This window comes from Pectobacterium betavasculorum, from assembly GCF_000749845.1.
Lineage (GTDB): Bacteria > Pseudomonadota > Gammaproteobacteria > Enterobacterales > Enterobacteriaceae > Pectobacterium > Pectobacterium betavasculorum.
The window spans coordinates 1-23763 of the sequence record NZ_JQHM01000026.1 but is presented as its reverse complement, the minus strand read 5'-3'; the positions used below and the strand labels follow the sequence as shown (position 1 = coordinate 23763).

At 46.7% G+C, this 23763-nt stretch carries 32 protein-coding genes; 7 read left to right on the top strand and 25 right to left on the bottom strand.

Annotation, left to right across the window (positions count from 1 at the left end; all coding sequences use genetic code 11):
• Positions 1-33: 33 nt before the first annotated feature.
• The 18 genes from KP22_RS20715 to KP22_RS20635 all read right to left on the bottom strand — a co-directional run bounded on the left by KP22_RS20715 (position 34) and on the right by KP22_RS20635 (position 12448).
• Positions 34-339 carry a hypothetical protein gene (locus tag KP22_RS20715; RefSeq protein ID WP_039326161.1) on the bottom strand — a complete coding sequence of 102 codons (306 nt, stop codon included), beginning with the start codon at positions 337-339 and terminating at the stop codon, positions 34-36.
• Positions 340-372: 33 nt separating this feature from the next.
• Positions 373-678, bottom strand: a complete 306-nt coding sequence (locus KP22_RS20710; RefSeq protein WP_032722794.1) for a conjugal transfer protein — start codon at positions 676-678, stop codon at positions 373-375.
• A gap of 26 nt (positions 679-704) precedes the next feature.
• Positions 705-1112: a cag pathogenicity island Cag12 family protein gene (locus KP22_RS20705; RefSeq protein ID WP_039326155.1), complete on the bottom strand. Its 408-nt coding sequence runs from the start codon at positions 1110-1112 to the stop codon at positions 705-707.
• Positions 1109-2134: a P-type DNA transfer ATPase VirB11 gene (gene virB11 / locus KP22_RS20700; RefSeq protein ID WP_039326153.1), complete on the bottom strand. Its 1026-nt coding sequence runs from the start codon at positions 2132-2134 to the stop codon at positions 1109-1111. The genes KP22_RS20705 and virB11 overlap by 4 nt, the downstream gene beginning before the upstream one ends.
• On the bottom strand, positions 2124-2546 hold the full coding sequence (locus tag KP22_RS20695) for a hypothetical protein (RefSeq protein WP_039326150.1): 423 nt from the start codon (positions 2544-2546) through the stop codon (positions 2124-2126). The genes virB11 and KP22_RS20695 overlap by 11 nt, the downstream gene beginning before the upstream one ends.
• Positions 2547-2548: 2 nt before the next feature.
• Positions 2549-3808, bottom strand: a complete 1260-nt coding sequence (gene virB10, locus KP22_RS20690) for a VirB10/TraB/TrbI family type IV secretion system protein (protein WP_039326147.1) — start codon at positions 3806-3808, stop codon at positions 2549-2551.
• Between the two features lie 39 nt (positions 3809-3847).
• Positions 3848-4756, bottom strand: coding sequence for a P-type conjugative transfer protein VirB9 (virB9, locus tag KP22_RS20685; protein ID WP_167333814.1), 909 nt, complete (start codon positions 4754-4756; stop codon positions 3848-3850).
• Complete coding sequence (locus tag KP22_RS20680) at positions 4753-5436, bottom strand: VirB8 family type IV secretion system protein (protein WP_004178111.1); 684 nt, start codon at positions 5434-5436, stop codon at positions 4753-4755. The genes virB9 and KP22_RS20680 overlap by 4 nt, the downstream gene beginning before the upstream one ends.
• Positions 5429-5566 carry a hypothetical protein gene (locus tag KP22_RS22650; protein ID WP_039326140.1) on the bottom strand — a complete coding sequence of 46 codons (138 nt, stop codon included), beginning with the start codon at positions 5564-5566 and terminating at the stop codon, positions 5429-5431. Before KP22_RS22650 ends, KP22_RS20680 begins: the two co-directional genes overlap by 8 nt.
• Before the next feature lie 92 nt (positions 5567-5658).
• A complete protein-coding gene (locus KP22_RS20670; RefSeq protein WP_039326137.1) occupies positions 5659-6732 on the bottom strand; it encodes a TrbL/VirB6 family protein in 1074 nt (357 codons plus the stop codon).
• Between the two features lie 10 nt (positions 6733-6742).
• Positions 6743-6970, bottom strand: a complete 228-nt coding sequence (locus KP22_RS22100; protein WP_072012615.1) for an EexN family lipoprotein — start codon at positions 6968-6970, stop codon at positions 6743-6745.
• A 13-nt stretch (positions 6971-6983) separates the two neighbouring features.
• On the bottom strand, positions 6984-7694 hold the full coding sequence (locus tag KP22_RS20665; protein ID WP_039326134.1) for a TrbJ/VirB5 family protein: 711 nt from the start codon (positions 7692-7694) through the stop codon (positions 6984-6986).
• An 18-nt stretch (positions 7695-7712) separates the two neighbouring features.
• Entirely contained in the window at positions 7713-10451 is a 2739-nt protein-coding gene (locus KP22_RS20660; RefSeq protein WP_039326131.1) for a VirB4 family type IV secretion/conjugal transfer ATPase, read from the bottom strand.
• Between the two features lie 12 nt (positions 10452-10463).
• On the bottom strand, positions 10464-10769 hold the full coding sequence (locus KP22_RS20655) for a TrbC/VirB2 family protein (RefSeq protein ID WP_039326127.1): 306 nt from the start codon (positions 10767-10769) through the stop codon (positions 10464-10466).
• Complete coding sequence (locus KP22_RS20650) at positions 10766-11476, bottom strand: lytic transglycosylase domain-containing protein (protein ID WP_039326124.1); 711 nt, start codon at positions 11474-11476, stop codon at positions 10766-10768. The genes KP22_RS20655 and KP22_RS20650 overlap by 4 nt, the downstream gene beginning before the upstream one ends.
• Positions 11477-11488: 12 nt before the next feature.
• On the bottom strand, positions 11489-11710 hold the full coding sequence (locus KP22_RS20645) for a hypothetical protein (RefSeq protein WP_039326121.1): 222 nt from the start codon (positions 11708-11710) through the stop codon (positions 11489-11491).
• 3 nt (positions 11711-11713) lie between these two features.
• Positions 11714-11929 (bottom strand): hypothetical protein, encoded by a 216-nt coding sequence (locus KP22_RS20640; protein WP_039326119.1) that lies wholly within the window; start codon positions 11927-11929, stop codon positions 11714-11716.
• Between the two features lie 63 nt (positions 11930-11992).
• A complete protein-coding gene (locus KP22_RS20635) occupies positions 11993-12448 on the bottom strand; it encodes a transcription termination/antitermination NusG family protein (RefSeq protein WP_039326116.1) in 456 nt (151 codons plus the stop codon).
• Between the two features lie 249 nt (positions 12449-12697).
• Here KP22_RS20635 and KP22_RS20630 point away from each other — a divergent pair, with 249 nt between their 5' ends.
• The 5 genes from KP22_RS20630 (at position 12698) to KP22_RS20610 (ending at position 16280) form a co-directional block, all read left to right on the top strand.
• The gene (locus tag KP22_RS20630) at positions 12698-13054 is read left to right on the top strand and encodes a helix-turn-helix domain-containing protein (RefSeq protein ID WP_039326114.1); all 357 of its coding nucleotides are present in this window, start codon (positions 12698-12700) and stop codon (positions 13052-13054) included.
• A 459-nt stretch (positions 13055-13513) separates the two neighbouring features.
• Complete coding sequence (locus KP22_RS20625) at positions 13514-14215, top strand: RepA family replication protein (protein WP_167333813.1); 702 nt, start codon at positions 13514-13516, stop codon at positions 14213-14215.
• Between the two features lie 861 nt (positions 14216-15076).
• Complete coding sequence (locus tag KP22_RS20620) at positions 15077-15406, top strand: type II toxin-antitoxin system RelE/ParE family toxin (protein ID WP_000493286.1); 330 nt, start codon at positions 15077-15079, stop codon at positions 15404-15406.
• Positions 15387-15668 (top strand): helix-turn-helix domain-containing protein, encoded by a 282-nt coding sequence (locus KP22_RS20615; protein ID WP_000780222.1) that lies wholly within the window; start codon positions 15387-15389, stop codon positions 15666-15668. Before KP22_RS20620 ends, KP22_RS20615 begins: the two co-directional genes overlap by 20 nt.
• 45 nt (positions 15669-15713) lie before the next feature.
• The gene (locus KP22_RS20610; RefSeq protein WP_039326110.1) at positions 15714-16280 is read left to right on the top strand and encodes a hypothetical protein; all 567 of its coding nucleotides are present in this window, start codon (positions 15714-15716) and stop codon (positions 16278-16280) included.
• Positions 16281-16594: 314 nt separating this feature from the next.
• Here KP22_RS20610 and KP22_RS22095 read toward each other — a convergent pair whose 3' ends face one another.
• Genes KP22_RS22095 through KP22_RS20595 form a run of 3 tightly spaced genes read right to left on the bottom strand, consistent with a single transcriptional unit; the run spans position 16595 to position 18258 of the window.
• Positions 16595-17161 carry a DUF4326 domain-containing protein gene (locus KP22_RS22095; RefSeq protein WP_072012614.1) on the bottom strand — a complete coding sequence of 189 codons (567 nt, stop codon included), beginning with the start codon at positions 17159-17161 and terminating at the stop codon, positions 16595-16597.
• Complete coding sequence (locus tag KP22_RS20600) at positions 17158-17610, bottom strand: DUF488 domain-containing protein (RefSeq protein WP_039326108.1); 453 nt, start codon at positions 17608-17610, stop codon at positions 17158-17160. The genes KP22_RS22095 and KP22_RS20600 overlap by 4 nt, the downstream gene beginning before the upstream one ends.
• On the bottom strand, positions 17611-18258 hold the full coding sequence (locus KP22_RS20595; protein ID WP_039326106.1) for a dual OB domain-containing protein: 648 nt from the start codon (positions 18256-18258) through the stop codon (positions 17611-17613).
• A 260-nt stretch (positions 18259-18518) separates the two neighbouring features.
• On the opposite strand from KP22_RS20595, the gene KP22_RS20590 reads away from it, so the two are divergent.
• Together KP22_RS20590 and KP22_RS20585 are read left to right on the top strand one after the other, a co-directional pair.
• Positions 18519-19166, top strand: a complete 648-nt coding sequence (locus KP22_RS20590) for a ParA family protein (RefSeq protein ID WP_004178130.1) — start codon at positions 18519-18521, stop codon at positions 19164-19166.
• Between the two features lie 40 nt (positions 19167-19206).
• Positions 19207-19440 carry a hypothetical protein gene (locus KP22_RS20585; protein ID WP_004178129.1) on the top strand — a complete coding sequence of 78 codons (234 nt, stop codon included), beginning with the start codon at positions 19207-19209 and terminating at the stop codon, positions 19438-19440.
• 37 nt (positions 19441-19477) lie between these two features.
• Here KP22_RS20585 and KP22_RS20580 read toward each other — a convergent pair whose 3' ends face one another.
• From KP22_RS20580 to KP22_RS20565, 4 genes are read right to left on the bottom strand one after another with little or no spacing between them, the layout of a single operon-like run.
• Positions 19478-19819 carry a hypothetical protein gene (locus KP22_RS20580; protein WP_039326088.1) on the bottom strand — a complete coding sequence of 114 codons (342 nt, stop codon included), beginning with the start codon at positions 19817-19819 and terminating at the stop codon, positions 19478-19480.
• A 60-nt stretch (positions 19820-19879) separates the two neighbouring features.
• Positions 19880-20353, bottom strand: a complete 474-nt coding sequence (locus KP22_RS20575) for a thermonuclease family protein (RefSeq protein WP_039326084.1) — start codon at positions 20351-20353, stop codon at positions 19880-19882.
• A 36-nt stretch (positions 20354-20389) separates the two neighbouring features.
• Positions 20390-21145: a MobC family replication-relaxation protein gene (gene mobC, locus KP22_RS20570; RefSeq protein ID WP_039326082.1), complete on the bottom strand. Its 756-nt coding sequence runs from the start codon at positions 21143-21145 to the stop codon at positions 20390-20392.
• Between the two features lie 8 nt (positions 21146-21153).
• A complete protein-coding gene (locus tag KP22_RS20565; RefSeq protein WP_039326163.1) occupies positions 21154-22890 on the bottom strand; it encodes a type IV secretory system conjugative DNA transfer family protein in 1737 nt (578 codons plus the stop codon).
• Positions 22891-23763: the final 873 nt, after the last annotated feature.

Below are 23763 nucleotides of genomic sequence, written 5' to 3'. Positions count from 1 at the left end.
GTGTATTGTACAATACACTTTTGTTTTGTGTGATTACATCTGCTCGCGGTATATTTCAGACCTGCACTCCCTTTCAGCTTCCAGCGCTTCACTGTAGGACGCATCATCAATTTTCGTACCTTTGCTTTCGGCATAGCGTCTTAATTTGTTTGCGTCAGCTTCATTAAGTTCTGAAAGATGATCGCGCAAAAGACCGATAAAACAGCTTTCGTATATTTCGTAATACAGCCCACAACCTCTGTGGGCTTCTTTTGATAACGTGTCATATACCAGGGCTACAGATATTCTGTCCTGATTTTTTGAGTGTATATTCTTAATGAATAAATCTTCGTTTATCATTTCGAACCTCTCATATCAAAATGGATATGTCAGTTATCCTTTCACTCTGCCAAATTTTGAAAGGATTTTGCTTATTGATTCAGGGTCTGCGGCTTTACATTCGCCTAAAAATTCTTTTCGCATATCGAATGTTTTACCCGGATTAAAACGATGGTGTTTTTTAAAAGCGTTGATTTTAAAAAATGCGCGTTCTGCTGAACTGCATTCACTCCCACCACTATTACCCGTTGCTTTTCCGTACATGCAAAGAACAACTTCGCATGGGTCAGCGGCAAATGAATAAATCGGCGTTCCTGCGGTCAGGCATAATACAGCCGCCGTGATAACGGTTTTTTTCATGGTAAATCCTTATTAGATTGTGTTGATTAAATGGATTGGCGAGAGAAATAAATAGTGGTTTCTCTGCATGTCAGACAATTAAAGACGGGCTGGTATTCAATAACACCTTTTGCGCCATTCTGGCGAAGCCAGTTTTTTGCATTAAAGAAATCAGTACCGGATTGTGCAGTGACGACAATTCGTGTTGAATGGGCGACTGCGTAAAATACTGCTGGAGTCCATATTGTATCGTAGAAATTTTTTGCGCTGATTGATGATGTCCATTTACCGTTAACTGTCGGGGAAGGGACTATAACGTTATTGTCACTCCATTGCGGTAAACTGGTATTTAATGGCTCAGCGGTTTTATCCCACTCTACAGGAACGGGAGGCGGTGGCGATGAACATCCGATAACTATTGCCGCCAACATGATTACTTTAATTTTATTTATCATGCTTTCATCTCCTCAAAATATTGATTTCGATGTATTGGACGGAAATAAATGTCATTCATACGGCGGACATTTCCGTCTAAATCAATGCTCACAATCACGTCCAGGCTATCCAGAACCTTACGTAACATAAATGTATAGGGGAGCTGGGCGCACTGTGGATTTTCATAGCAACGGGTAATAAACCCATCTATAGCTTCTTTCGCTGATCCTGCATGAATGGAGGTCATACTTCCTTCATGGCCAGAACCTGTTATTTTAAGGAAGTCCCAGGCTTCCGCACCGCGAACCTCTGTTAATAAAATTCGGTCAGGGTTCATACGGTAATTCCAGCGTAAAAGGCTCGCCGGGGTAACGATAGACCCTTTTTCATCTGATGATTCTGACGGATAAAAAAGATGGACGTAGTTTTTATGGACAAAGAACGTGATTTCCGGGTTGTCCTCAATTGTTGATATCCGAAGATGTACCGGAATATAACCTATCAACATTTTCATATAGGTAGTTTTCCCGGTGCTGGTTTCCCCGGCGACCGCAAGCGTTTTACCGTACTTGACGCATTTCTCCATAAACAGAGGAATGTTTTTTGTATTGTACAATGCAATTAATTCCTCGTCGTGCGTCTCCGTCTTTTCCTCGCCTGTTACCCGGTTATAAAATCCCGCATCGATATATGCCTGGTGCGGGATTTGTACCTTCGATGGCTTACGGATGGTAATAGACACCGTATCGCGCTCACAGGCCGGAGGAACAATAACCTGGCACCGTTCGCCAGATTCCAACGTGGCTGACAGCCCCGGCTTAATATCTTCGATATTGTCGCCGTGGTGCTTTGCCAGGCACCGGGCAAAGTTGTAGCAATCCTCATAGCTCAAAGGAACGACGTGCAGCTCCCACACGCCGTTGATTTTTGTGTACAGTTCGCCTGGACGATTGACGGCTATTTCCGTCAGGCCGGGAAGCTCCAGAAAGTCGCCAAAGAAACGCTGTTTATAGCGGTCGAGGGAGATGTTTTTAGCGGTCACTTTTTATTCTCCTGATAATTGTTTTAACCGAAATGTGGAGAAGCCCATTCACCAGTAACCAAATGCTAAAACTCAATAAAAAAATGGTTAGGTATAGATTACGAATCAGTCTGTCCCAATTTTCCTGCCATACATTCGTATCAATGAATACGGGTTCGCAGGGGCTGACATATAACGGTTTCACAGGGGCGACAGGCTCACTCTGTTTTGGATGAATGCACATACGCACCTTATCGACTGGCACATTGGCAACCAGTTCTCGCGCTTCCTTAACAAATGTTCCTGCTAGCGAGTTATTAAATGATAAAAGAAGGAAAACAAAAAAGAGGCTTAATGCTGGGCCTGTTATCAGGCTAAAGAACAGAGCGCTACGAACAGAATGAAGCGCCTGCGCATGGCTGAATTTATGCATAATCACTTCATCCTAAGCGTGTAGATGTTAGAAAAATCAATATCCTCGCCTGTGATCAGGTTGATGATCTCGCCCTGATTCTTATAGAGCGTTGGGGGAATATTGATGCTGTTCTCTAGCGTGGTACGCGCCATATCTGCCATAGCCTGGCGGCTGTTTTCCGTATAGTCCGTATTGCGGTCTTTTTTACCCGCGCTGTTGGATGCCCATGCGCCAATATCGGGGATCATGCCGACCATTAACGCGCCGCCGAACCGTTCCCAAAAGTGCGAATCTATCCAGCCATCAACGCCAGCCTCGCCCAACTCTCCAGCCGCGCTGGTATCAACCAACGGGATATCGAGATAAGGGGGTTGGCGGGTGCGTAGCTTCGTCGCAATGATGAATGCCCGCCCTTGCCCGTGCTTCATACCTTCTTCCGCTATGGCGCGGTAAAGTAATGATGCGGTGGTGCCTTTCTCTATCAGCTTCGTGTTGCCGCTGGCGCTCCAGATGTCAGTAGTGACCGTGCAGCGAAGTTTCCCCGCCCGGTCAGATACAAAGCGGCGATCCAGTGAACAGGGGATCGAGGTATTTTCCGGGATGTACAGGTCAGGGTTATAGGGTATGCGCCGTACTGGTGCGGGGCTTTGTCCCGGCGACGGTGCGGCGGTATTTTGCGGCTGACCGGGAGGTGTGGCCGCGCTGCTGTCCTGTTGTCCGGTAGTTATTGCCGATGTCAGCGTCATTTCCTGCTGCCGAGTTTTTACCTGGTTCTGTGTGGTGGCCGAACCATCACGGCGAATAAGGAAACTGGCTTTGTTGAGTTCTGGCGGGGCGGCCGGAGCCGTCTGCCCTGTTCCCCCCGTGCTGATCTGGCCGTTATCCTGTTGCTCTGGCTCTTCTTCGGCTGTATCGGTGGACATACCGAGATCGTTACGCTGCCGGTAATCGGTTTTGTTCGTCTGCGGGGCTGTGTCCTGTTTCTTTTCTTCCGTAGGCTGCCACAGGATATTGCGATAAACCCAGTTACCACCCCATGCCAAGAAGATAAGCGCGACCGCGACAATGGCAAGAAAGGCGGTTGCTTTGCCCCGTTTGCGCTTTTTCAGTTTGTTAACGGCGGGTTGTACCGGGTCTTTCTCTTCGTCGTCCTGCGCATTGAGAAGCTCTGCCTCCCTTTTAGCGCGGGCTTCCCGCTCAAGCGTGGCAATATCATCCTCAGCGTGTGCCGGGGATGACTGCACCTCATCCGGCACAGGCACTTTATTTTCGTCGTTCATATGCACGTTTCCTGATTTGTATAAAAATATTTTTATAGGTTAATTGGATTCCGGTTTTTCCACTCTTTCCACCTGCCGGGATACGGTGGAACCATCGGCTGCGTGTACCTTGCCAAATCCGCTATTTTCCAGACCCACAACGGCATTACCGGAACGCAGTACCAGACGGGGCGTCACTTCCTGAATCACCAGTACGGTGAAGTCGCCTTTTTTCTGGATGCTGCTGTTAACAACATGCTCTTTGCCGTTCAGTTCTTTGGTGACGGAAGGAATGGACTTAGACGGGGAGAAGCCCACGAACGTAAAGCGGCCATCGTCGTAAGCAAAATCGGGAACAATGTTGAAACTGCCTTTGCCCGGATATTTGGTGTAACTCCAGTTGCGGGGCGTCTGCGCCGAGTTCAGCGCTTTCTGGACGCTGGCCTGCTGCTGCTTCTGCTCCCATTCGCGCTGTCTGGCCGTCGCCTCCCGGCTGGCTTTGTCCCGTTCTTCGCCCGGATAGCGATAGCTCACCTGAAAGGCTGGTTGCTGTGCTGACTTATCGTCAATGACGTTCAGCTCGACGTTGTACAGACGCTTATTGGTGACTATCAACATGTTCGTATGCCAGTCACGACTGTTAGGGTTGATGACAACCTGTGTCGTGTTGCCATCTTCTCCCGGAGCACCTTGTGTGAGTGCGAGCGGACGGACGTTAACCCTGTTTGCATCTGGTGTTGCTTCCCACGCCTCATCAAAGCCAGGTTTGGCGCTTATGACAGCCTCATCGTTATCAAATACCAGCGTTGTCATAAAACCGGGTTTGGTGTTAACGACGGTGACGTTCTGCGGGTTATAGATAACCTGCTGAACGCGGGAGTCATAGCGGCTTGCCTGCGGTATGGCCGCACCCCATGCCGCGCCGCACATCATCAATGCCAGTGCGGAAAACGTTAACTTTTTCATCATTCACCTCCCCGGATTTCGCGGTCGGTCTGCCAACTGGTGACGGTAAAGCCGAAGTAGTTGATCTCGCGTTCCGCATCGCTCATTTCCTTGTCAGGGTCAGAATGGAACGTGAACCGGGCATCCCAATACTCGTTGCGGGTGCTGTTATCAGCCAGACGGCGGATAATCTTCTTGTAGCGGATGGTGGCCACCCTATCAGGGGCTGTCGCATCGGTGATCTGGTTCGACAGGATCTCCACTTTCACCGTGTGTGCCCCGTTTTTATAAACCTTGTCCGGGGCGTTTTTTCCGGCGTAAAGCGCCAGATAGTCATCGTTTACCTGGGGTGCGTTGTAGACCTGTACCGTCTCGTAGTCGTCCTGCAAAGAGGGATAGACATACCGCTCACGCACTTTGACGTAGTTTGCGGCCATCGCCTTTTGATAGGCTTCTGTTGCGGTCAGGCTGGTTTTCGATGTCCGGGTAACATGTTCCACCCGTCCTGTGTGGTTATCCACGGTATACAGCTCAACATCCGTCTGTTTCAGCGGCAACATCACGACCACGGCGACGAGCGCCAGTACCGCAATCAGCAAACCCACACCGCCAACAACAAAACCGGCTTTTGTGGCGCGTTTATCCCGCTCAATCATTTGCTGTTCAAAGGTGCGGGATTCAGCAATTAATTTCTGTTCACTCATGACTGTTTAACTCCGCCATAATTTGAGGTGTGTTTACGGGTTCTCCCTTACCGCTAAATGCAGATGGAAGCGTTTTCTGGGCGCAGCCAGAAAGCGCGCACAGCAAAGCCAGCGCAATCAAGCGTTTCATCAAAGATTTCCTCAACTGAATTAAAAATATGAAAATATAATTATATTTTCATAGGGTGTGTTGCGGGGATGTATGGATTGGAGGAGCTAGGTTTAGCTGTTGAACTTCTTAAACGCGGATTCTCTCGACTGTGCCAGCCTCCGCGCTTCGTTCCGGGCTATCATCTGCTCAATCGCATATTTACGCGCTTTAGAAGCGTTATAGCCTAACTCACCTCCAGGCTTGCCGGGCTTACCTGCATTTTCATCCTTCCAGCCCTGAATGTTGTCCTGAATAGAGCGTCTGGTTTGCTTTTGAGTACCATTTACTAACTTTGAACCACCGAAAACAGCAGCCCCTAAACCAACTGCGGCCAGCCCTTGCATCGATACGGTGGCACTAGCCCCGGCCAGTGCTGCGGCCAGTTTTGCGGAGAGATAAACCAATATTGCCGCACAGATACCAGCAAGACAGACTTGTGCTCCTAGTTCTACAATATTTGCCTGGGCTGCACCTTGAGTTGCTAATGCAAGCCTTGAGTTTAAATAATTGACTACAATCCTTAATGATAAGGAGGAAAGGAGAATAGTTAATATGGCTGCAAATATATTTTGTAGCCAGTTATTAAACATGGGGCGTAGAAAACCATACATTAAGCAAAATATAAATATAGGTGCGGTGATGCTCAGCAATAAGATCATGACTTCCGCTATCATGGAAACAAATGCGGTAATAATCATTAAAGCGAATATCCCAAGCCATACATAAAATTGAGCGGCCATTCCCTCATCTTTTATATATGTTGAATTATCCATGTCATGTAATGTTTTACCTAATACTTTTGCGTTATTCCACAAACTATCTAATAGCTGCCATATATTATCACTGCCAGAAAACCCCTCCTTTAACCCATTAACAGCGTCAATAACGCCATCTAGATAACCACCTAAATTAGCCACAAAGGACAGGATGATCGCCATCCTCATGATGTCCCACATCGTGTCTTCCATCGGCGTAGAGAGCTTACCAGCAAGAGTCTGGTATCCCCTCCACATGATGTAGATGGTAGCTGATGCTACTGCCAGCCCCATCATCATAGAAGAGTACGACATCATTAATCCCTTTGTGGCATCTGTTATTCCTCCTATCAGGTGTTTTTCAACACCGACAAAAACACCACCGGACATATTTACCTCACTATGAATTTAAATCGATAGTCGGAGCATTCAACTGCTGTATTTGCCAGTGAGCTTCGTTTGCATTTTTACAATTTTCTGAAGCGCTTCCTGTTTTTTGGCATTTTTCATAAACAGCTTTTAGTTCTTCTGGATGGTCTTTATACCATTTTGTTGTTTTAGCCTCTTCTTTACATCCGCTAATTAAGAAAACTGATAATGTTAGAAGAGATATTTTTAATAAACGCATTTTTTATTTCCCTTTAGCCGTTTAAATCAACTGTTGGTGCGGTTAACTGCTGCTGATTCCACTGTTTAACACGCTCCGCCTCAAGCACTTTTTCGCGCTTTTCTGCTGCTTTCACGCTCATTTCCCATTGGGTGGTAAGCGTGTTCAGCATGACAGATTTTAGCTGAATACTGTTTGCAAGGTCTTGAGATTCTTTCGAATCTTTGGCTAACGCTACCCTGTTGGAGAGGCTGTTGATTTCCCCCAGGGTCTGGCTTACCTGGTTCTGGATTTCGTCGGTCTGCTCAAGCTGGATAGCTTTATTGATGACTTGCTGCTTGCATACGTTGGCATAGTTCCCCGACCGTTCGGCATTGCAGGTATCGAATATTTTGTACTTCTCGTACAGCGCGTCGAACTGTCCGGAGGAACCACCGGAGAGAAGCAAATCATTCAGAGCCTGTCCCGGCTTGCGTAGTTTTTCGAGATCGGCTTTCAGGCTTTTGGCCTGGTCAACAAAGCTGGCGATGTCTCGAACACCTGTGGCTGTTGCCAGTTGGTCTTTATAAGCTCGTATCTGGTCTTTGTAGTGTTGTGCGGTCTCCATCCATTGCTTGGCTTCTTTCTGCCACTGACGGACATTTTCCAGTTTGGCTGTGGCATCAAATACTAAAATACCTCCCGCTTGTGCCAGAGGGCTTGCAAGCGAACATGCGAAAATCAGCGCATAAAAGTGAGTTTTCATCCTATATCTCCTTTGGAATCAGAGTGCTTTAGCCAGGTAGGTGTCGAGCCATTCATGAGGCTGCATTCCTTCCCGGTAAATCGATTCGAATATTTCGAGGTTGGGGGCATCGCCGCTCATGACTTTGGTGTATCTGCCGATACCCGACAGGTCGAGCGTGACACGAGCGGCAAAACGTTTGGTATCGCCGCGCTTGAACTGATTTTTCACCACAACATACTGGCGGGCTTGCGGGTCAAGCCCTTTCACCACGTCGAACACTTCCGGTTCAAACTTCATACCGTCAACATAGTGTGCGCGGTCGGCGTTGGGGTTCGCCGCCAGAATCTGTGTCCCGCACTGCTCAATCACTGCCGGGGCGATATCATCTTTGATGATCTCTGCCGGGGATTGAGTACCGACGACCAGCATCCCGTTCAGCTTACGGATGGTTTTCAGTTTGTTATAAGCAAAGTCCTTAAACACCGGGTCGCGTAACCACTTCCAGAATTCATCCATGAAAATGACCAGGCGTCGCCCGTCAAGCAGGCTGGTAATGCGGTACAGCAGATAAAACGAGATTGGCGCACATACGCTTGCATCGTCCAGGAACTCCGTTCCGTCGATGCCGAAGTTATCACAGTTGCTGATATCGAACGTGTCAGACTCGTTATCAAACACCCAGCCGAACTCACCGCCCTGCGCCCACTGTGACAGCCGAATGCTAAGGCCGTTTTCCTGGGCTTCTTTCGTAGCCGGCTCAGGCAAATTTTCCAGCATTCGGGTAATGCCGTAGACGCGATATTGCGGCTCGTCATTCATCACAGCATTAACCGCATCACTCAGACGGCGTTCATCGCGTGGTGAGATTGTCGAGCCGTTGCGGGTACAAAGGATTTTCATCAGTTGCTTGATGAAATTGATATTGCGTTTGGTTGCGGGCAACGAGAACGGGTTCCACCCTGTAGGCTCACCACTGATAACCCGATAGTAACGGCCACCCAGCGCCCGGATATTCATCTCCGCGCCCCGGTCTTTATCGAGGTAAACGGTCGTCAGCCGTTTGGTTTTGGCATCCGGGGAGAAGCTATCCGGGCGCCCATATTTCTGCTGCATGATCTCAAAGAACGTCATCAACATAGTTTTACCCGAACCGTTCGTACCGAGGATGCAGGTACTGGCCGGGTTCTTTTCGTTGAATTCGTCCTTATCTGCCAGTGTGTTATGCAGGTTGATATAGTAGCCATCGCCTGACGGGGTGCGCAGTAAAGCCATCGCATCCCCCCAGGGGGCTTTATCGCGCTTGCCCGGATAGAAATTATGGAGTGCGGCCAGCTCGACAAAGTTCTGGCTACTCAGCTCCCCTTTACGTGGCCGCAGGTTATAGTTGCCTGGCAGTTGCGCCATATACGCCGCTGAAAGCGATATTTCTGCCGGAACTGGCGTTATCCCGATGTTGTTCAACGCGTTACTGATTTCGTTAGTATCCGCAACCAGGCTTTCCAGCGACGGGGAATACACCATGATAGAAAAATGGTGCTTACCGTAAGCTATTTTCCCCGATGTCAACAGGTCAAGCGCCACATCCAAATCTAACCGCTGGGAAACAGCATCGTCGTCGGCACTCATTAATAACCGCTTTGTGCGTTTAATCGCTTTCTTCGCTTCCTCGCGTGACATGCAGGTATAGGTCTGCGTGATCACGTAATCACAGGGGGCATAAAGAAGGGAGTCCATCATTCCTGTGGCAGTTTCTTCGGAGAACTCTTTAACCTCCAGCCCCCGGAAATATTGCGTACCGTTGGCGTGGTTTATCTGCCCGGATTCAGCCGAAAAGAACAACGCCGCCGCCCCCATCACGTCATAGGCCGGGGTACGGGTGACGCGCACTTTTCGCCACTGGTGCGTTAGCAGATATTCATAGAAAGCCAGTTGCGAAGAAAACACCGCGCTTCCTTCGGTAAACGTACCGAGAGGCCGTGCACCATAGCGCGACAGCGCGGTATCGAGCGTGCTTTTTATTTCCAGCATTTCCAGCAAAGCACCGTCCAGCTCCTTTAGTTTCTGGCTGTCTTTCATCCGCTTGTGTTCTGCTTTTTCAAGGCTGACAAACGGACGATAGCAGACCGTCAGGAACAGGCGGTTACGCCGGAACACCCCGACAGAAGCGTAGTAAAGACGGCTAACTTCATCGGCATACGGGTTGCCAGAATTTTTATGAAGATTGTCGGTAAACGTATTGCGGTCGTTATGGATATAGAAAGTAACGGGCATACCTTCGAATGAGCGGATTAGCCCGTGTAACTGGTTCGTCCCGAACTGGAGCGATTCGTCAGACTCGCAGTCGAACGGCGTTCCCATCAATTCCCAGGTGCAGTACAGATCGCTCTTAGGGGAACGAACCACATGCTGATGAATGTGCGATGAGTACGGGATGTACTTCTTGATGGTGGCACACTGATTTAGTTTCATGGCGTCGAGAAACTCCTTGATATCAACATCATCATGCTCAACGGGCATAAATGTTGTTGCGCCAAATAAACGGTTTGCTACCGGGTTTCCCTTCGCTCTCAGCCATACGGCAATCAGATTGAACCGCATCGGTTCATTTCTGGTAAGGGACTTCATCACCAGAAATTGCACAGGAAGTAAGAACAGGAGAGCGACGGAAGTCCAGATAGCAACGATGATGGTTACACCCGTGACAGCCAGCAGGGGCACCATTGGCACCCCCCACAGCGCAGCCGGGCGTTTCATTGCCTTGAGCAGCTTTGCCATATGTTCAGCCTCTTAGCTCATCAGCAGAGCGGCGATTTCACTGCCTCCGCCAATTAAAATGCCGCCAATTATGATGTAGCCGCACTGTGACAGACTTTCGCCTTTCCACAGGGTCTTATAGCCAATCCAGATCACGGCCACGGTGATCGTGATGGCGGCCAGACCATGCAAGCCAGTTGATACTTTCTCCATGATGGTATTTGCACGGGTAAAACCATCAGCGAACGCCGGACTGGCAGCAAAAACGCTCATGGCCGGAGCCAGAACATAAGCAGATACACGGCTGATTAATTCCTTTACCTTACTGAAAGGTTTCATTTTTCTACCTCTTTCGTTGTTACATCGAGATTTCCGCGCACAACCTGCGCGGGGTAATAGACGGTGGCCGCCTTTTTCTGGCGGAGTTGAGCCGGAACGCCGCGAACGATCGCCCCCGGCCACACCACGCGCGGGCGCGTCGGCGCATCCACTGGCGTAGCTTTCAGGGTGGCCGCAGGGGTTGCGATATCATCGCGGGTGCCGGGAACGGCATAGCGGGTACTCGCCGGAGAGTAGCCAATCCGCTGTACATAGCTCGTATTTGAGAAAGCGGGTTCCTGCTGTTGTCCGGTACTGAAATTGCCGGAGTAATAGCAGCTCAGCGCCCTCTCCAGAGTGCCGCCCCGCTGGTAGCAGTCGGTGATGATTTTCTCAAAGACAGAAAGGTTTATGCATGGATTGAAAAGGTCAGCGACGGTGACGCCGTAACTCTGAAAATTGGTACTGGTTATTTGCATCAGTCCAACAGAGAATCGGCGTCCTTTCGCCTTTATCTGGTTAACGATGCTGAATGCGTTCTCCTTGTTTTTTGGCATGTGGGATATAACGCCTTTATCGCCGGGTGTTCGTTCACTTTTAGGAATGATTTCGGCGATGGCGTAAGGGTTAAAGCTGGATTCTTCCCTTGCTACATCAAGCGATGTGGAAGGGTGAACGGTTGCGGCACACTGCATGGCAACCGCCAGAAAAGCAGTTGTGGAGAGCATGGCGACCTCGCATTAGCTTACGGAGGCACCTTGCGGAGCGGCGTTATCCTCTTTGGGTTCGAGAAGTACCAGCTTGCCAGAAACGGAAATGCCGGGGGTGATCATGATATTTAGACCCGGCTTGCCGTTGTGCGCGAATGCCGCACCGACTTTCGTCCAGTATCTATTGGTTTCGCCGTTATCGATGGGTTGTGTTTCCTGTACGACATACACGTTATAGGTTGGTTTTCTCATGGATTACTCCTTCTGTTTTTCTGCAAGTAGCTGTTTGAGCAACTCGGTGTGAGCCTGATCGCTGAACTGGTCGATCAGATAATGAAGAAAAGTGCTGGGTCTGATATTAGAGTCTGATAAGTAGCTGATTTCGCGGGCGTGCTTAGCCAGTTCCTGATAACGGTTTTTACCTATGTAAATTACAGCCGTAGTCGATTTGCCTGATACGTTCTTAGGCATGGGATTAAAGCTCCTATGAAAAAGCACCGTAGCTTGTAAAGCTACGGTGCTTGAGGGGGGGGGTTAATAATTTTGATTATGTAATAATTGTGAAAAAGCAACCTGGCGTTGGAGCGGGATCTTTATTAAAGAAAGTTCTTGTATTTTCCACAATAAATCCGGTGAGATGTTACGACATTCAATAGCATCTCCATCAGGATTAAGTGCCATCAAACGAGCACATTCAATCGCTGTGATCACCGATTGTGGCACGGTGCAAGGTGTTGCACCGAAGCTGACAAAACCATGTGTGCCCGGAATGGATGTTATAGTTGAGGTATGAGTTACATTGACGTCGAAGCGTAAGAAAAGATAGTTAGGAAACAATGGCTTTTCTTCCTGACGCACAGATCTGCAATCTCTACGAGGCGTAAATTTGATGTAACGAGGAAAAAAAACCTCAACATCCATCCCCTTGATTCTGCGAGTTATGCGTTCAACATCCTGATTTTTACAGTATAAAACATACCATTCATACATAAGATCCTCCTTTATGGGCACAAGCCCCCATTTTCCGCCGTTCCCAATCGCCTGAATCTAGAACGCGTACTCATAGCTCAACTGTATAAAGTGGTACTGTATTTTTATACAGTCATTTTGATGTGTCAATATCAAGAACCTTTAATGATAATAACATCAATGTTCATATATGCAATACGTTTTGAATATATGTACTAACCATGAGAACCATCTATGTATGTTTTGAAAAACAAAACAAGGTGATAGGTCATGGTTCCAAAACGTTTGAAGGAAGCGCGAGAGGCCGCTGGTTTATCCCAGGAAAAATTATCCGAACTGGTAGGGGTGGAAGGGGTCAATCCTAGGTCAAGGATGTCTAATTATGAAGCTGGACGGTTTGCACCTCCGTTTGAGTTCGTATGCCGAGTGGCTGATGTACTGGGATATCCAGAGTATTATTTCTATATAGTGAATGACGTTACAGCGAAGCTTCTTCTCCAGATGCATAGAGGAGAACAGAACTTGCATGAAGACATTGAGTTTGAGGCAAAAAAAATGGCTGAACAGCTTGAAGACGCAAGAAAACTGGTCGCTCAGCTCACTGAATGCCTGAAACACCGCCCTTAACCCTGCCGCGCTTCGCTTGTCCAACCCCTGATTTCTACACAAAAATTTTGCGTAAAAATCAGGGGTTACGTGTTTTAAATAGACGGGGGGACTATGGGAGGATGATCTATATTTATAGTTTCAATATTATTGAGATTCATACAACTTTATGATTTTTGGTAATAAAATAGAGTGGTTTTTTGCGGGATCTTTGGCGAGATAATTGATCCTAATGTAACATCGTGGTAATTTACCGACGTTTACAGTATTCATGCGGGTGGGACGTTCCCGGTAATAGCGTCCAGGGAAGGGGGAAAGCGAAAGCTCAATCCCTGAATGCAAAAACCCCCCGAAATCTGTCATCAACTTGCCGGAAGAGTCAGATATCAGGGGGTCAAAAGCAGGCGCTGGCCTGTGAAGGATTATAGCAAATGCATTTCTCAATACAAGACCTCTGCCCGGCAATAAGTACGGGCGGGTGTGACTGATAAGAGTCTCTCTCTCAAATCGTCTGTATCACCTACGGGCGTCGCAAAGCAAAGCCCCTGTTATAACGTTGCCTCGCGCAAGCGTCGCCGGTTCCTCAATCGGTGGATTAAGTCGCTGGCGACCGAAGCCGGGCGTATCAAAATCAAAAACGAACTTCGGCGTCGTATCCGCCATAACAGATATTGGGTCAATGAAGCGAACAAGTTCGGGCTTGAGGCTCTTTGCGAACTGATGTTGGCCATCCTTGACGATCTGGATTTAAGGGACTGGCAAACCATACATAACCTTGAAACGCTGGCCGAACGCGCCGGGCTGTCGACGCGCAGTGATGCGGGTCACAGGTCGATTTCTCGTGCCAGCCGGGGATGTGATCGCCTCTCCTGGCTTAATGCCATTATCTCAGAAAAAGCCCCCTTCAATCCTTATGATGCCCGTTGCGCCTGCAAGCACATCGAGGTAACAGAGGATTTCTTTGCCATTCTCGGCATCCCGCTAAAACAGGTTTACCGGGAACGCGCCAGGCTGCTTAAGGCTGACCCGGAGGAAATCATTTTCTCCGGCGATGTCCGGTTAATCGCTATCAAGGTTGAGAACTGGACGCGTAAAGCCGCAGCCGGGTTAGCCAGGATGAAGGCGAAGCGTGAAGTAGCTCGCCAGCGTAAACGAGAATACTACTCCCCAACCTTTGCCTGATCCCCACCTACTACCGCCTTAGCTGGCGGGGATTCTGCACGTCCGCAACAAGCCGCAGTACAAAAAACAGCCTTAACGTACAATAATTTCCGAAATCCAAACCAGCCCCCCTTTTTGAATGGCGGATTTTTTGGCGGTTCCGGCGTAGCCGTCCGCAACTGCTGTATAGCTTGTGGGTAAGTGATAATGAAGTGCAAACGATATGGCGCAATTACTCTTTTGTTTTATCTTTTAATTACTTACGTATTAAAAGATAAAACAAAAAATAAAAAAACATTACTGTTATCCCCTTTAAAAAGTGGATAACCGAACAACATCGGCTCAAGCGCCTCAAAAGTAGCTCCCCACGCTAAAGCGCGGGGCATTCAGATCAGAATCGTGAGAGGGCTAACAGCTCGCCTGTTAGCCGTCGAGGGATTGGACAAATCCGGCCATGCCGGATGCGTCAGCAAATATCGCTGAACGTTTTGCTTACACGCTCGTAAGCGGCTCTTACGACCCGCTAACGCGGAGATACGCCCCAACTGCGGCTTCGCCTTGTTGTGACCACTCCGACCGCGCACAGAAGCCCCTGAGCCGCTTTTAGTGGGTTATAGCTTTGCAGGGTAAGGGATGGATAGACGATCCCTTTCGATCCCTCATTGGTATCGGCGGATAACCCTCAGTGCTACCTGTCATTTCATCCTGCCGCCTTACATGCGCTGTCGCGCATAAACCCCAGTTCCTCAGTGGAACGAAAACTCACGCTAACAGTGTAGTGACCAGGTCGTTGCGATAACCGCCAAAAAATTAGCCTACAGGTTAATTTTACCTTGACCATAATTAGCCTATAGGTTAATATTTATAGAAATGGGAGGTCACATGTTTAGCGTTGTTTATCACCCGGAAGCCAGGGAAGAAGCCACAGCATTACCCGTAAAAATCAGGGTGAAGTTTGACCGTCTCATCGGCAAACTGGAGTATGACGCCCGATTACTGCGGGAGCCGGACACGAAGCCCCTAGGCGATGGACTTTTCGAGATCCGCACGATGGGGACGGACATTGCCAGGGGCATCTGGGTATACCACAAAGGCAATACAATCATCATGCTCCGGGTTTTCATCAAGAAGTCACAGAAAACGCCTGCGAAGGAAATAGATCTCGCCAAAAAGCGGTTAGCGGAGGTACTTAATGAAACTGGTAAGCCATAAAGAACTGCATAACGAGTGGATGCAGGACGACGAATATCGCGCTGCATGGCAGGAAGAAGAACGCAAGGAGAAGCTCAGGGAGCTACTTGCGGAATGGCGCAAGCATGACAACCTGACAAAAGCGCAGGTTGCTGAACGCATGGGGGTTACACCTCCGGTTATTTCCCGCCTGGAAAACAACATTACCAAAGCCAGCATCGACACACTGACCCGCTACGCTCACGCCTGCGGCATCAAGAAACCTGTTATAGCCCTGTATTAAGGGGACTAAATAATCTCTATTTTTTATACTTATCCAGGATAAACCATGAAAAAACCGCAACGGCCATACGACCGGGAGCTTCCTGCCGACGCAGACTATAAAATGGAATGGCTCTATAATCGCGATAAAGAGAATTTTGAATCCACCGACAAGTGGATTTACTTGGGTGCTGACGCTCAAAATCCTACCTTCGCTAAGGTAGGAATAACTATGGGCGATCTTGTATCCAGGTCATATAGTTCAGCTAACCCCAATTTTTATCTGTTCTGCGCCTTTCAGTGCGTACAGAGCACAACAAAATCCCAACTCGAAGAAATTGAACGTAGTGCTCATTGCTACCTTGACCAAGTGTTCACCAAAAGCGATGGCTCAACAAAACGGGTACGCCATTTCGAATCAGGTCGTATGTCAGAGTGTTATTACGATGTTGATTTTGATGATTTCTTCCAGCACCTTCACGACTTTCTGTATGAAAATTATTCTAGATTTTTTAGTATCAGCGGTTTTTATGATGCTGATGATATTTTAGAAGGTGATTTTCTGAACTGTGAATTCAATCGACATATTACACTCGAACAAAGTAACCGCTATATAAGAATGCTTCTTCGATAATAGCCTGTATACCAGCTTTCCGTGGCTGGCCTTTTTGTTTCGGTCAGTCCCTAAGTTTGGTTCGCCAAATGCCTTTTATGTTAAATAGGAGTTTTTTTACTCAAAAATAGGGCTCTTGAGTCATTAAATAGTCGAAAAGGCTTTTTCTATAGCTTTTAGGTGCATTTTAGCTATACAATCTTAATGTAATATTTTTGTTAAAATTGAGTATTCTTGTAACAAATTTAACACTTGTCTTCTTCAGCTCTTTTTTTCCATTAACGCTACAAAATTCATCAGGAAAGTTCTTGCCAGAATCAGACCTGTATCAAATCTCATTCACCGTCATCAAGTGAGTTTATATAATCAGCTATGACATCCCCATGACATGCATACGGCTTGCAATGACAAGCGATAATCTTTCCCTTAAGCGATAGAGCATTTTTTTCAATATTATCAAAGGGTTTTAAAAATCCTTTGTCAAAATCATATTTAAATTTTCTTATTACTTCATCTCTATCGCCGTCTACACCTATTTGATACGGATTCCCCCATATAGTGCCTCTACCTATATATACATCAAATTTATCGCCCTTATCTTTATTGACAACTAATGTCAGACTTACAAGCACAACTTTTACTTTAGCATTTTTAGTTAATTTAAAATCGCCTATATCTTGACGTTTATCTCTAAAAATAATCGCATATTCAGCCTCTTCAGCAGAACTCACCTCACGAGTGCTGAGGTGCTTATCTTCTGCAAATTTTTTTATAAACCCTCTTGAATCAGAGATGAAGATTATTTCTGATATGCTTATATTTTCAGTCAAAAAGTTTAATTTCCTTTGGAATTTCCCAAAGCAATTGAACTCTTTGCTATACTCTAAAAAAAGTACACTCATAATATATGGTTAATGTTAGTTTTTTGGTTTGACCATTGTTGTTTTAGATACTCTGCCAAAAGCCTTCTGTGACAATGATGGGGCTTATCTTCGCTGCAAAGAAGGCATCCATTATCTACATCGATACTAGACAGTTTTGATGATATAAGTCTTTGTTCCATAAGGCTTAAGTATTCTATTGAATACTGTTCCCAGGTTATTTTTTTATCTTTATAATCGTCTAGGATTTTCTTTGTTGGAGCTAATTCTGATCTGTATACATAATCTATATCACATATCTTTTTTAAGAAAAATTCAAGATCTTTTGCTTTTGCGAAACCGGATAACTGTGAGTAGTTATTCAATCTTGTGTCTATTATGCGAATGACGCCATTTTTCTTTAATGCATTAAAGAAATGCTCAGCTGTTTTTTTTGTAAAACCAATTGTATGTATTTTGACATTTTTCATTTAAAATACTCCGGCTACTACTTTATATAAGCCTCCATTAAGTGGCTCGGCTAGACTGATAGTTAGATAGGAGACACCATCAAGTTCTTCTTCCTCGCCATCATTTAACCTATTATCTTCCTCTCTGAAATAATTTTGTATTCCCATATCTGTAGTTGTCAGTAAGTATTCATCAGAATTATAGCTAAATCTTATCCTTAGTTTATCAGTACCATACTCGTTCTGCATCTGTACTATCACCGTATCATCAGGTTTGATCAAATAGAGTGAATTGTTAACTACTCTCTGCCCAATGATGATTTTGTCATTTATACCGTAGTTACTGCTTGTTCCTGTCCCCCATAGAGTCGCAGGCGTATCCACATAATCATCTAAATCATCAGCGGCACAATGCCCATTCACAGTAAAGATCACGCTTTCATCAATGATGTGGTTCTCTGTTTGGTGTCCTTGAGGGGCGTGGTTAATGGTTGTTGCTTGGAAAAAATCGAGGGGTTGGATGGCATTTCCATGATGGAATATGGCGTTATTACTAGGGTTTGCTGTTATTGTTCTTACCCATTGATTATCATCGTTTTTTCCTGCAATACAAAATCCTCCATTTTTCCAAGATTTAGCAAGACAAAGTAGTTGATGAACTGTTCTCATTTTATTCCCTTACATTTTTCCATTAGAAGCCGCTAGGCGAAGCATTAATTATTGCTACATATATCAGATCCATCCTATTTTTCAATCTATGTGTAACAAAATCTTACATGCATTTTGATTGGTTTGTTATCAATGGCCTCCATGCATACATTTTGGGGTATTATTATATTTTTATATAAAAATATTTACTGATGATGGCGCCTGGATTAGACTTATAGCGATTCCTATTTTTATAGGAAAATATTTATATAGGGGGGGGTATGACCGCTGTTATTGCACTGGCTAACGGGAAAGGTGGGGTGAAAAAGTCCTCGATGTCACGGGCTATCGCCACCGAGTATACAAAGGCAGGATGGGGGGTTCTTGGGCTGGATATGGATATCGATCAGGGGTCTTTCCTGGACTGGGGGCAACGTAGGTTGCGGAATGGTTTTGAACCTCCGGTGACAATTCAGGGATGCGGGACGGTTTCACAGGCGAAGAAACAGATTGAATCCGGGCAATGGGATTTGATTGTCATCGACAGTGCGGCGTATGCGACGAAATCGTTACTCAGCCTGATTGATATTGTCGATTTGCTGGTACTGCCGACAGGGTTTAGCGTAGACGATCTACGAACGACCGTTACGACCGTAAACGCGCTGCGTAACAAAGGGCATTCGACAGATAAAATGGCGGTGGTGTTTGCGGGGGTCAGTGAAAGTGAGAGTGAATATCGCGCGGCGCTGGAATACCTGCAACCCTGCGGCGTTCCCGTCATTCCGGGCGCTATTCCTTTTCTGACATCGTTCAGCCAGGCGCAGGATAAAGGGCTTGCTCTTACGGAGTCGCCTTTTCCTGGCCCACGGCAAAAAGCTGATGATGTTGTGCAGGGTGTGATCGACCGACTGACAACGCTTACGCAGTAGTATATAATAATATAATTATATTTATCTATGAGGTGATATTATGGCGAACGTCCCAGCAAAACCGCGCAATACCAAAGGTGAGCCGCCAAGCCAGGCGGACACGGAACACGGCTTTAATCCTACCCGGAAAAGTGCTGATGGCCGTAAGGCACAGCTTAACTTATACATTGATATGGAGCTGAAACGTGAGTTCCGCTCCATTGCTGCGGCCAACGATATGAAACATGGGGAGCTGTTCGAGGCGTACCAGGAATTCTGGAAAAAACATCATTAAGTCACCCGGTATCCCGGCCACTGGCCGGGTGATACCATCACTGAACGTAGCCCTGCCACTTATCCAGGATTCTTTTTTCCAGATCGACGTACAACCCGCCTCTGACCAGGAAACCGACCAGGGCAATAGCTATCAATGCAACGATGGCCTGAGCGCACCCCTCAGTAAACGATTCCGGCAGGTTCTGGCCTGAGTGCTGCATGATGAGGCCGAGTCCGAAATACGTAAGAAAGGTACAAACAAAGCCAATCATTCCGATTCTGGCGATCCATTCCGCTACTTTGAATGACCAGTATTTCAACGGCATCTCCCGTTTAATGTCACGAATAACCATTGTGTCTATCTTATGGGTCAGTGACTGAAATTTAGCGAATATCATAAGTCCCTCGTCCGTCTAAAAATTAACCTTACCATATCAGAATTATATAAAAATATAATCCTATTTATTCTGTTTGCGCCACTTCCACGGCTCCACTGGATCAGGTGACGACCACAGCCCGATTCTATGGCGTCTGGCTTCTTCTTCAAGGCGTAGCATTGTTTCGTCACTGGCACGGCCATGATAGCGGTAAGCCCACGCCATACCCGCTTTAACCTGTTCTGCGTTGATATCGATACCATCAATCATCAATGTTCCCAGCCAGCGGCCATAACGATCTGTATTGTTAGCTATGACCTCCGTCTGTTTCTGGACAGCAAGCTTTAACAGGTTCTGCTTCGAGCGCTGGCCGAACGGTTGCCCCGATTCCGGGGCATCGATACCGTTAAGGCGAACTTTTACCATTTTGCCATCGGTGAGTACCTGGACAGTATCACCATCGACGACCCGAACAACACGGCCAGAAAAGTCAGCCAGGCAAAGGGCGGGGAAAAGCAGGGGCAGAAACACAAGCAAACGAGATCGGCATTTCATTTGTCACACCTTATAAAAATAGATTTATATAAATAATCACTGGCCGCCGCTGGCGGCTGCTTGCTCCAGTTCATCAATGGTGCGGAAAAGAAACATTTCACGGTTCTTCGTGTCGAACGGCACCGGAACGTTGTTCCTCATTACCGTTTTGATGGAGTCAAACAGCCGGATTAACGATGTTTTGGTTTTGTCATCCGGCATGACATACATCGCGTAGTGCCAGCGTCCGGCATCGCTGGCCGACAGATGGCTGTTAATGATGTTGATATAGCGTGCGCGGGTTTTCATCGAGCGCTCAGTTTCGACGGCGACGATTGCGCCGCTATCTAACGTGATAATCCCGTCAGGACGATGGCGAACGCCAGGATAACGCGCAATAAATTCCCCCCGATCACCATTAAGCCAGCCTTGCCCGCCTTTCTCTTCCAGTGCAATTCTGACCCGATGATTCAGGAGCCGGTGTTCCAGCGTCCAGTATTTGAGTTTCCCCGGCTCAAAATAACCGGGGAATACTTTATCATCAGGTTTAACCACCATCGCCAGCCCTTGCATGGTGATCCCCCATAGTGATTTTTTTCCGGCTATTACCGGGTATTCATGTTTTATCAGAAACCCCAATGCAACTGCTTTATTCAGTAGCGCATACGTTGGGCGGTGACTTTTACCCTTGAACCCAACAACTTTTTTCAGCGTTTTAAAATCGGAGTATGTTTCTTCTTTAAGGAATGTCAGCAATGCAAGCATTTTTCTGTTTGCGGCTTCTTTCCTTTCTGCAACGTTATGAATAAGCATTTCAGCCCTCACAGATTAATTGATGGCTTATGTTCCTGACTTTCATTTTGTTCCGGTGTGGCTTGCTTATACTCAAATGAAAGAAGTTCGATGTTTTCTTTTTTTACCTGAACCTGAAACATCTTTGTCGCTCTTGGTAGTTCGGTTGACGTAAATACAAAACCAACTTTTTCAGGGAGGTTTAAAAACATATTACTGTCAACATAGTAACTTTCTGCCTGTCTTATCATTCGGTCTGTATCCACTTTTTCCGTTAATGACAAATCAGTCCGTACTTTCCTCATTTCATCATCGACCAGGATAGAGCCTGTCATTTTTGCCGCCCATTCTGCCGTTTCGGGGTTTTGGATTTTATAAATCAATTTGAATTTGGCGTTTTCAATGATAGCGCCAATAACTGAATCACCATTTAAATCAGACGGGCAGTCACGCAGATCGTCTATCGCCTGAAAAGCCATGAATATGTGCACGCCTTTATCTCGTGCCGTTCCAAGTCCTTCAAGAGCAGGGCGAGAAAGATGATATTTCAACTCGTCGAGGAAAATAGCAACAGTACGCGGGGTACTGTTTATTCTGTCCCTGGTCTCTGCTATTTGTATCAGCCGGGTCAGAATCATTCTTTGTGCGGAAATAATCTTTTGATTTCGCGTTGAACCAATAATGTAGCAACAACCACCTTCATCAAAAACCTCTTTTAATGAAAATCCATTTTTGGCATTAATTGAGTTAACTAAAGCAATTTCTTCCAACTCGCCACAAAATGCGGGAACATCTTCACGTAATGACTGAACAAAGTCAGTGTTAAATAAATCACGAAGCGTCATTCCTTTTTCATAAATTGCAGATGTATTTCTGGCTGCGCGACGGTCAGAAATACGATAAAAATCTGACGCCTCCCCTTTCTTAGCCAGGCTAAAGCCAGCGTTAAATAATTCTTCCAGTTGTTCATGAGAGATATCAGCCAGTAAATCAAGCTGGAAATTTAGCTTGTTTAAATTTATAAGTGTGAATTTCTTGCCTGCTTTTTTACATGCTTCCCTAAGTACGTGTGGTGCCCATTCATCATCTTTTGGATCTTCTACAAAAACAGCCTCGCCTAAAAGAATAGCCTGATAAAGTAGAACGGTCGCAGTTACGCCTTTCCCGGAACCTGTTGTACCGATAATAGCTGCGTGTTGGGTTTTAAATTCTTTTATGGTTATGTATTGCGGCTGGTCATCTTTGTTTAAACCAATAAAAACGCCTTTCTTTAAATCAATGTAATCGAGTGGATTGTATTCTATGCTGTCGGGTAATAACTCTTTTACTTTGCGTACATCCGTTCTGGTATTTCTCTCCAGCTTGCTTTTCTTAATCATTCGATGTTTTAGGTTGTCAATTTCTCCTGCTAAAAGTCGTCGGGCTGCAATATGAAATATTAATCCTGCTGCCGTAAATATTATGGTCATGATCCATAGCGGAACTCTAAACAGTATGTTGTTGTCGAGTGACTTAAAAAAGTAGCTCAGCCCCTGAATAGTTAGCGGTGATATGGTGCCGAATATAAAAAAGAAAATGGACACACACGCCACCGACTTTAACCAGAACGGGGCGTTCTTTCTTTCCTCGCGGGGAAGGTGGAATATAAAAGGTAATGTAAGACCTGCGAGCAGGGATAATATGACAGGGCTGTTTTGCAGCCATAACAGAAAAAAGGAAAATGCATCGGCAAAGGCATTCAGCCTTTGCATCAGGTGGGAACCCATATCTATTTTCTCCATACGAAAACTGACGTGTTGGGCGCAAAAGATGGGAGCAGCTGATAGGAGCGTAACCACGCTCCTATCAGCTGCTCCCATAATATGCTCCGATGAATATGCAAAAGGCGCTGATCGCCAGTGGCGATCAAGCCCGTTATCCGTGCTTTCAGAATACAGCCGACCAGTGGTCGTCTGTCCTCTGAAACGCCCGAATGACGGGCAACGGTGTGTGCCATTACGTTCGGGCTGGACGCCCTCACTGCATGACACATGGGGGTAATGCCCCGGCTGGACGCCGAGCCAAAACCCCCAAGGTCAAAGGCGGCACACCGTCTTGCGCTACGCGCGACCAACCCCTTTAAGACGCTGCGTTTAGCCTATTTTTCCTCGCAAGCTCGAAAAAATCGGAACGCTGCTTTAAAGGGGTTGGTCGCGCCTAATCGGTAATATCCCCCGCTGGGGCGGGTTATATTACCTGGCTGCGACGGTGTGCGGGGCAAGCCCCCCACAAAAAACGGCACGTGGGCGTGCCTTTTTGCTCGCTGGGGCGGCAAAATTTTTGCGGCTCCCCCCGGCCTGCTCAATTCGCTGTGGGCGAATGTTCGCAGGTGGGCGCGGTTCCTGAAAATTAGCAATTTCTTCGAAATTGAATTTTCTTTCCGCGTACCACTTCATTATTTTTCGTCTTAACAATTTCTTCGAAATTGAAGCCAAAAATAATGAAGCCTTAAAATCCCGCCGCCTGTTAGTCTGTGTATTGTACAATACACTTTTGTTTTGTGTGATTACATCTGCTCGCGGTATATTTCAGACCTGCACTCCCTTTCAGCTTCCAGCGCTTCACTGTAGGACGCATCATCAATTTTCGTACCTTTGCTT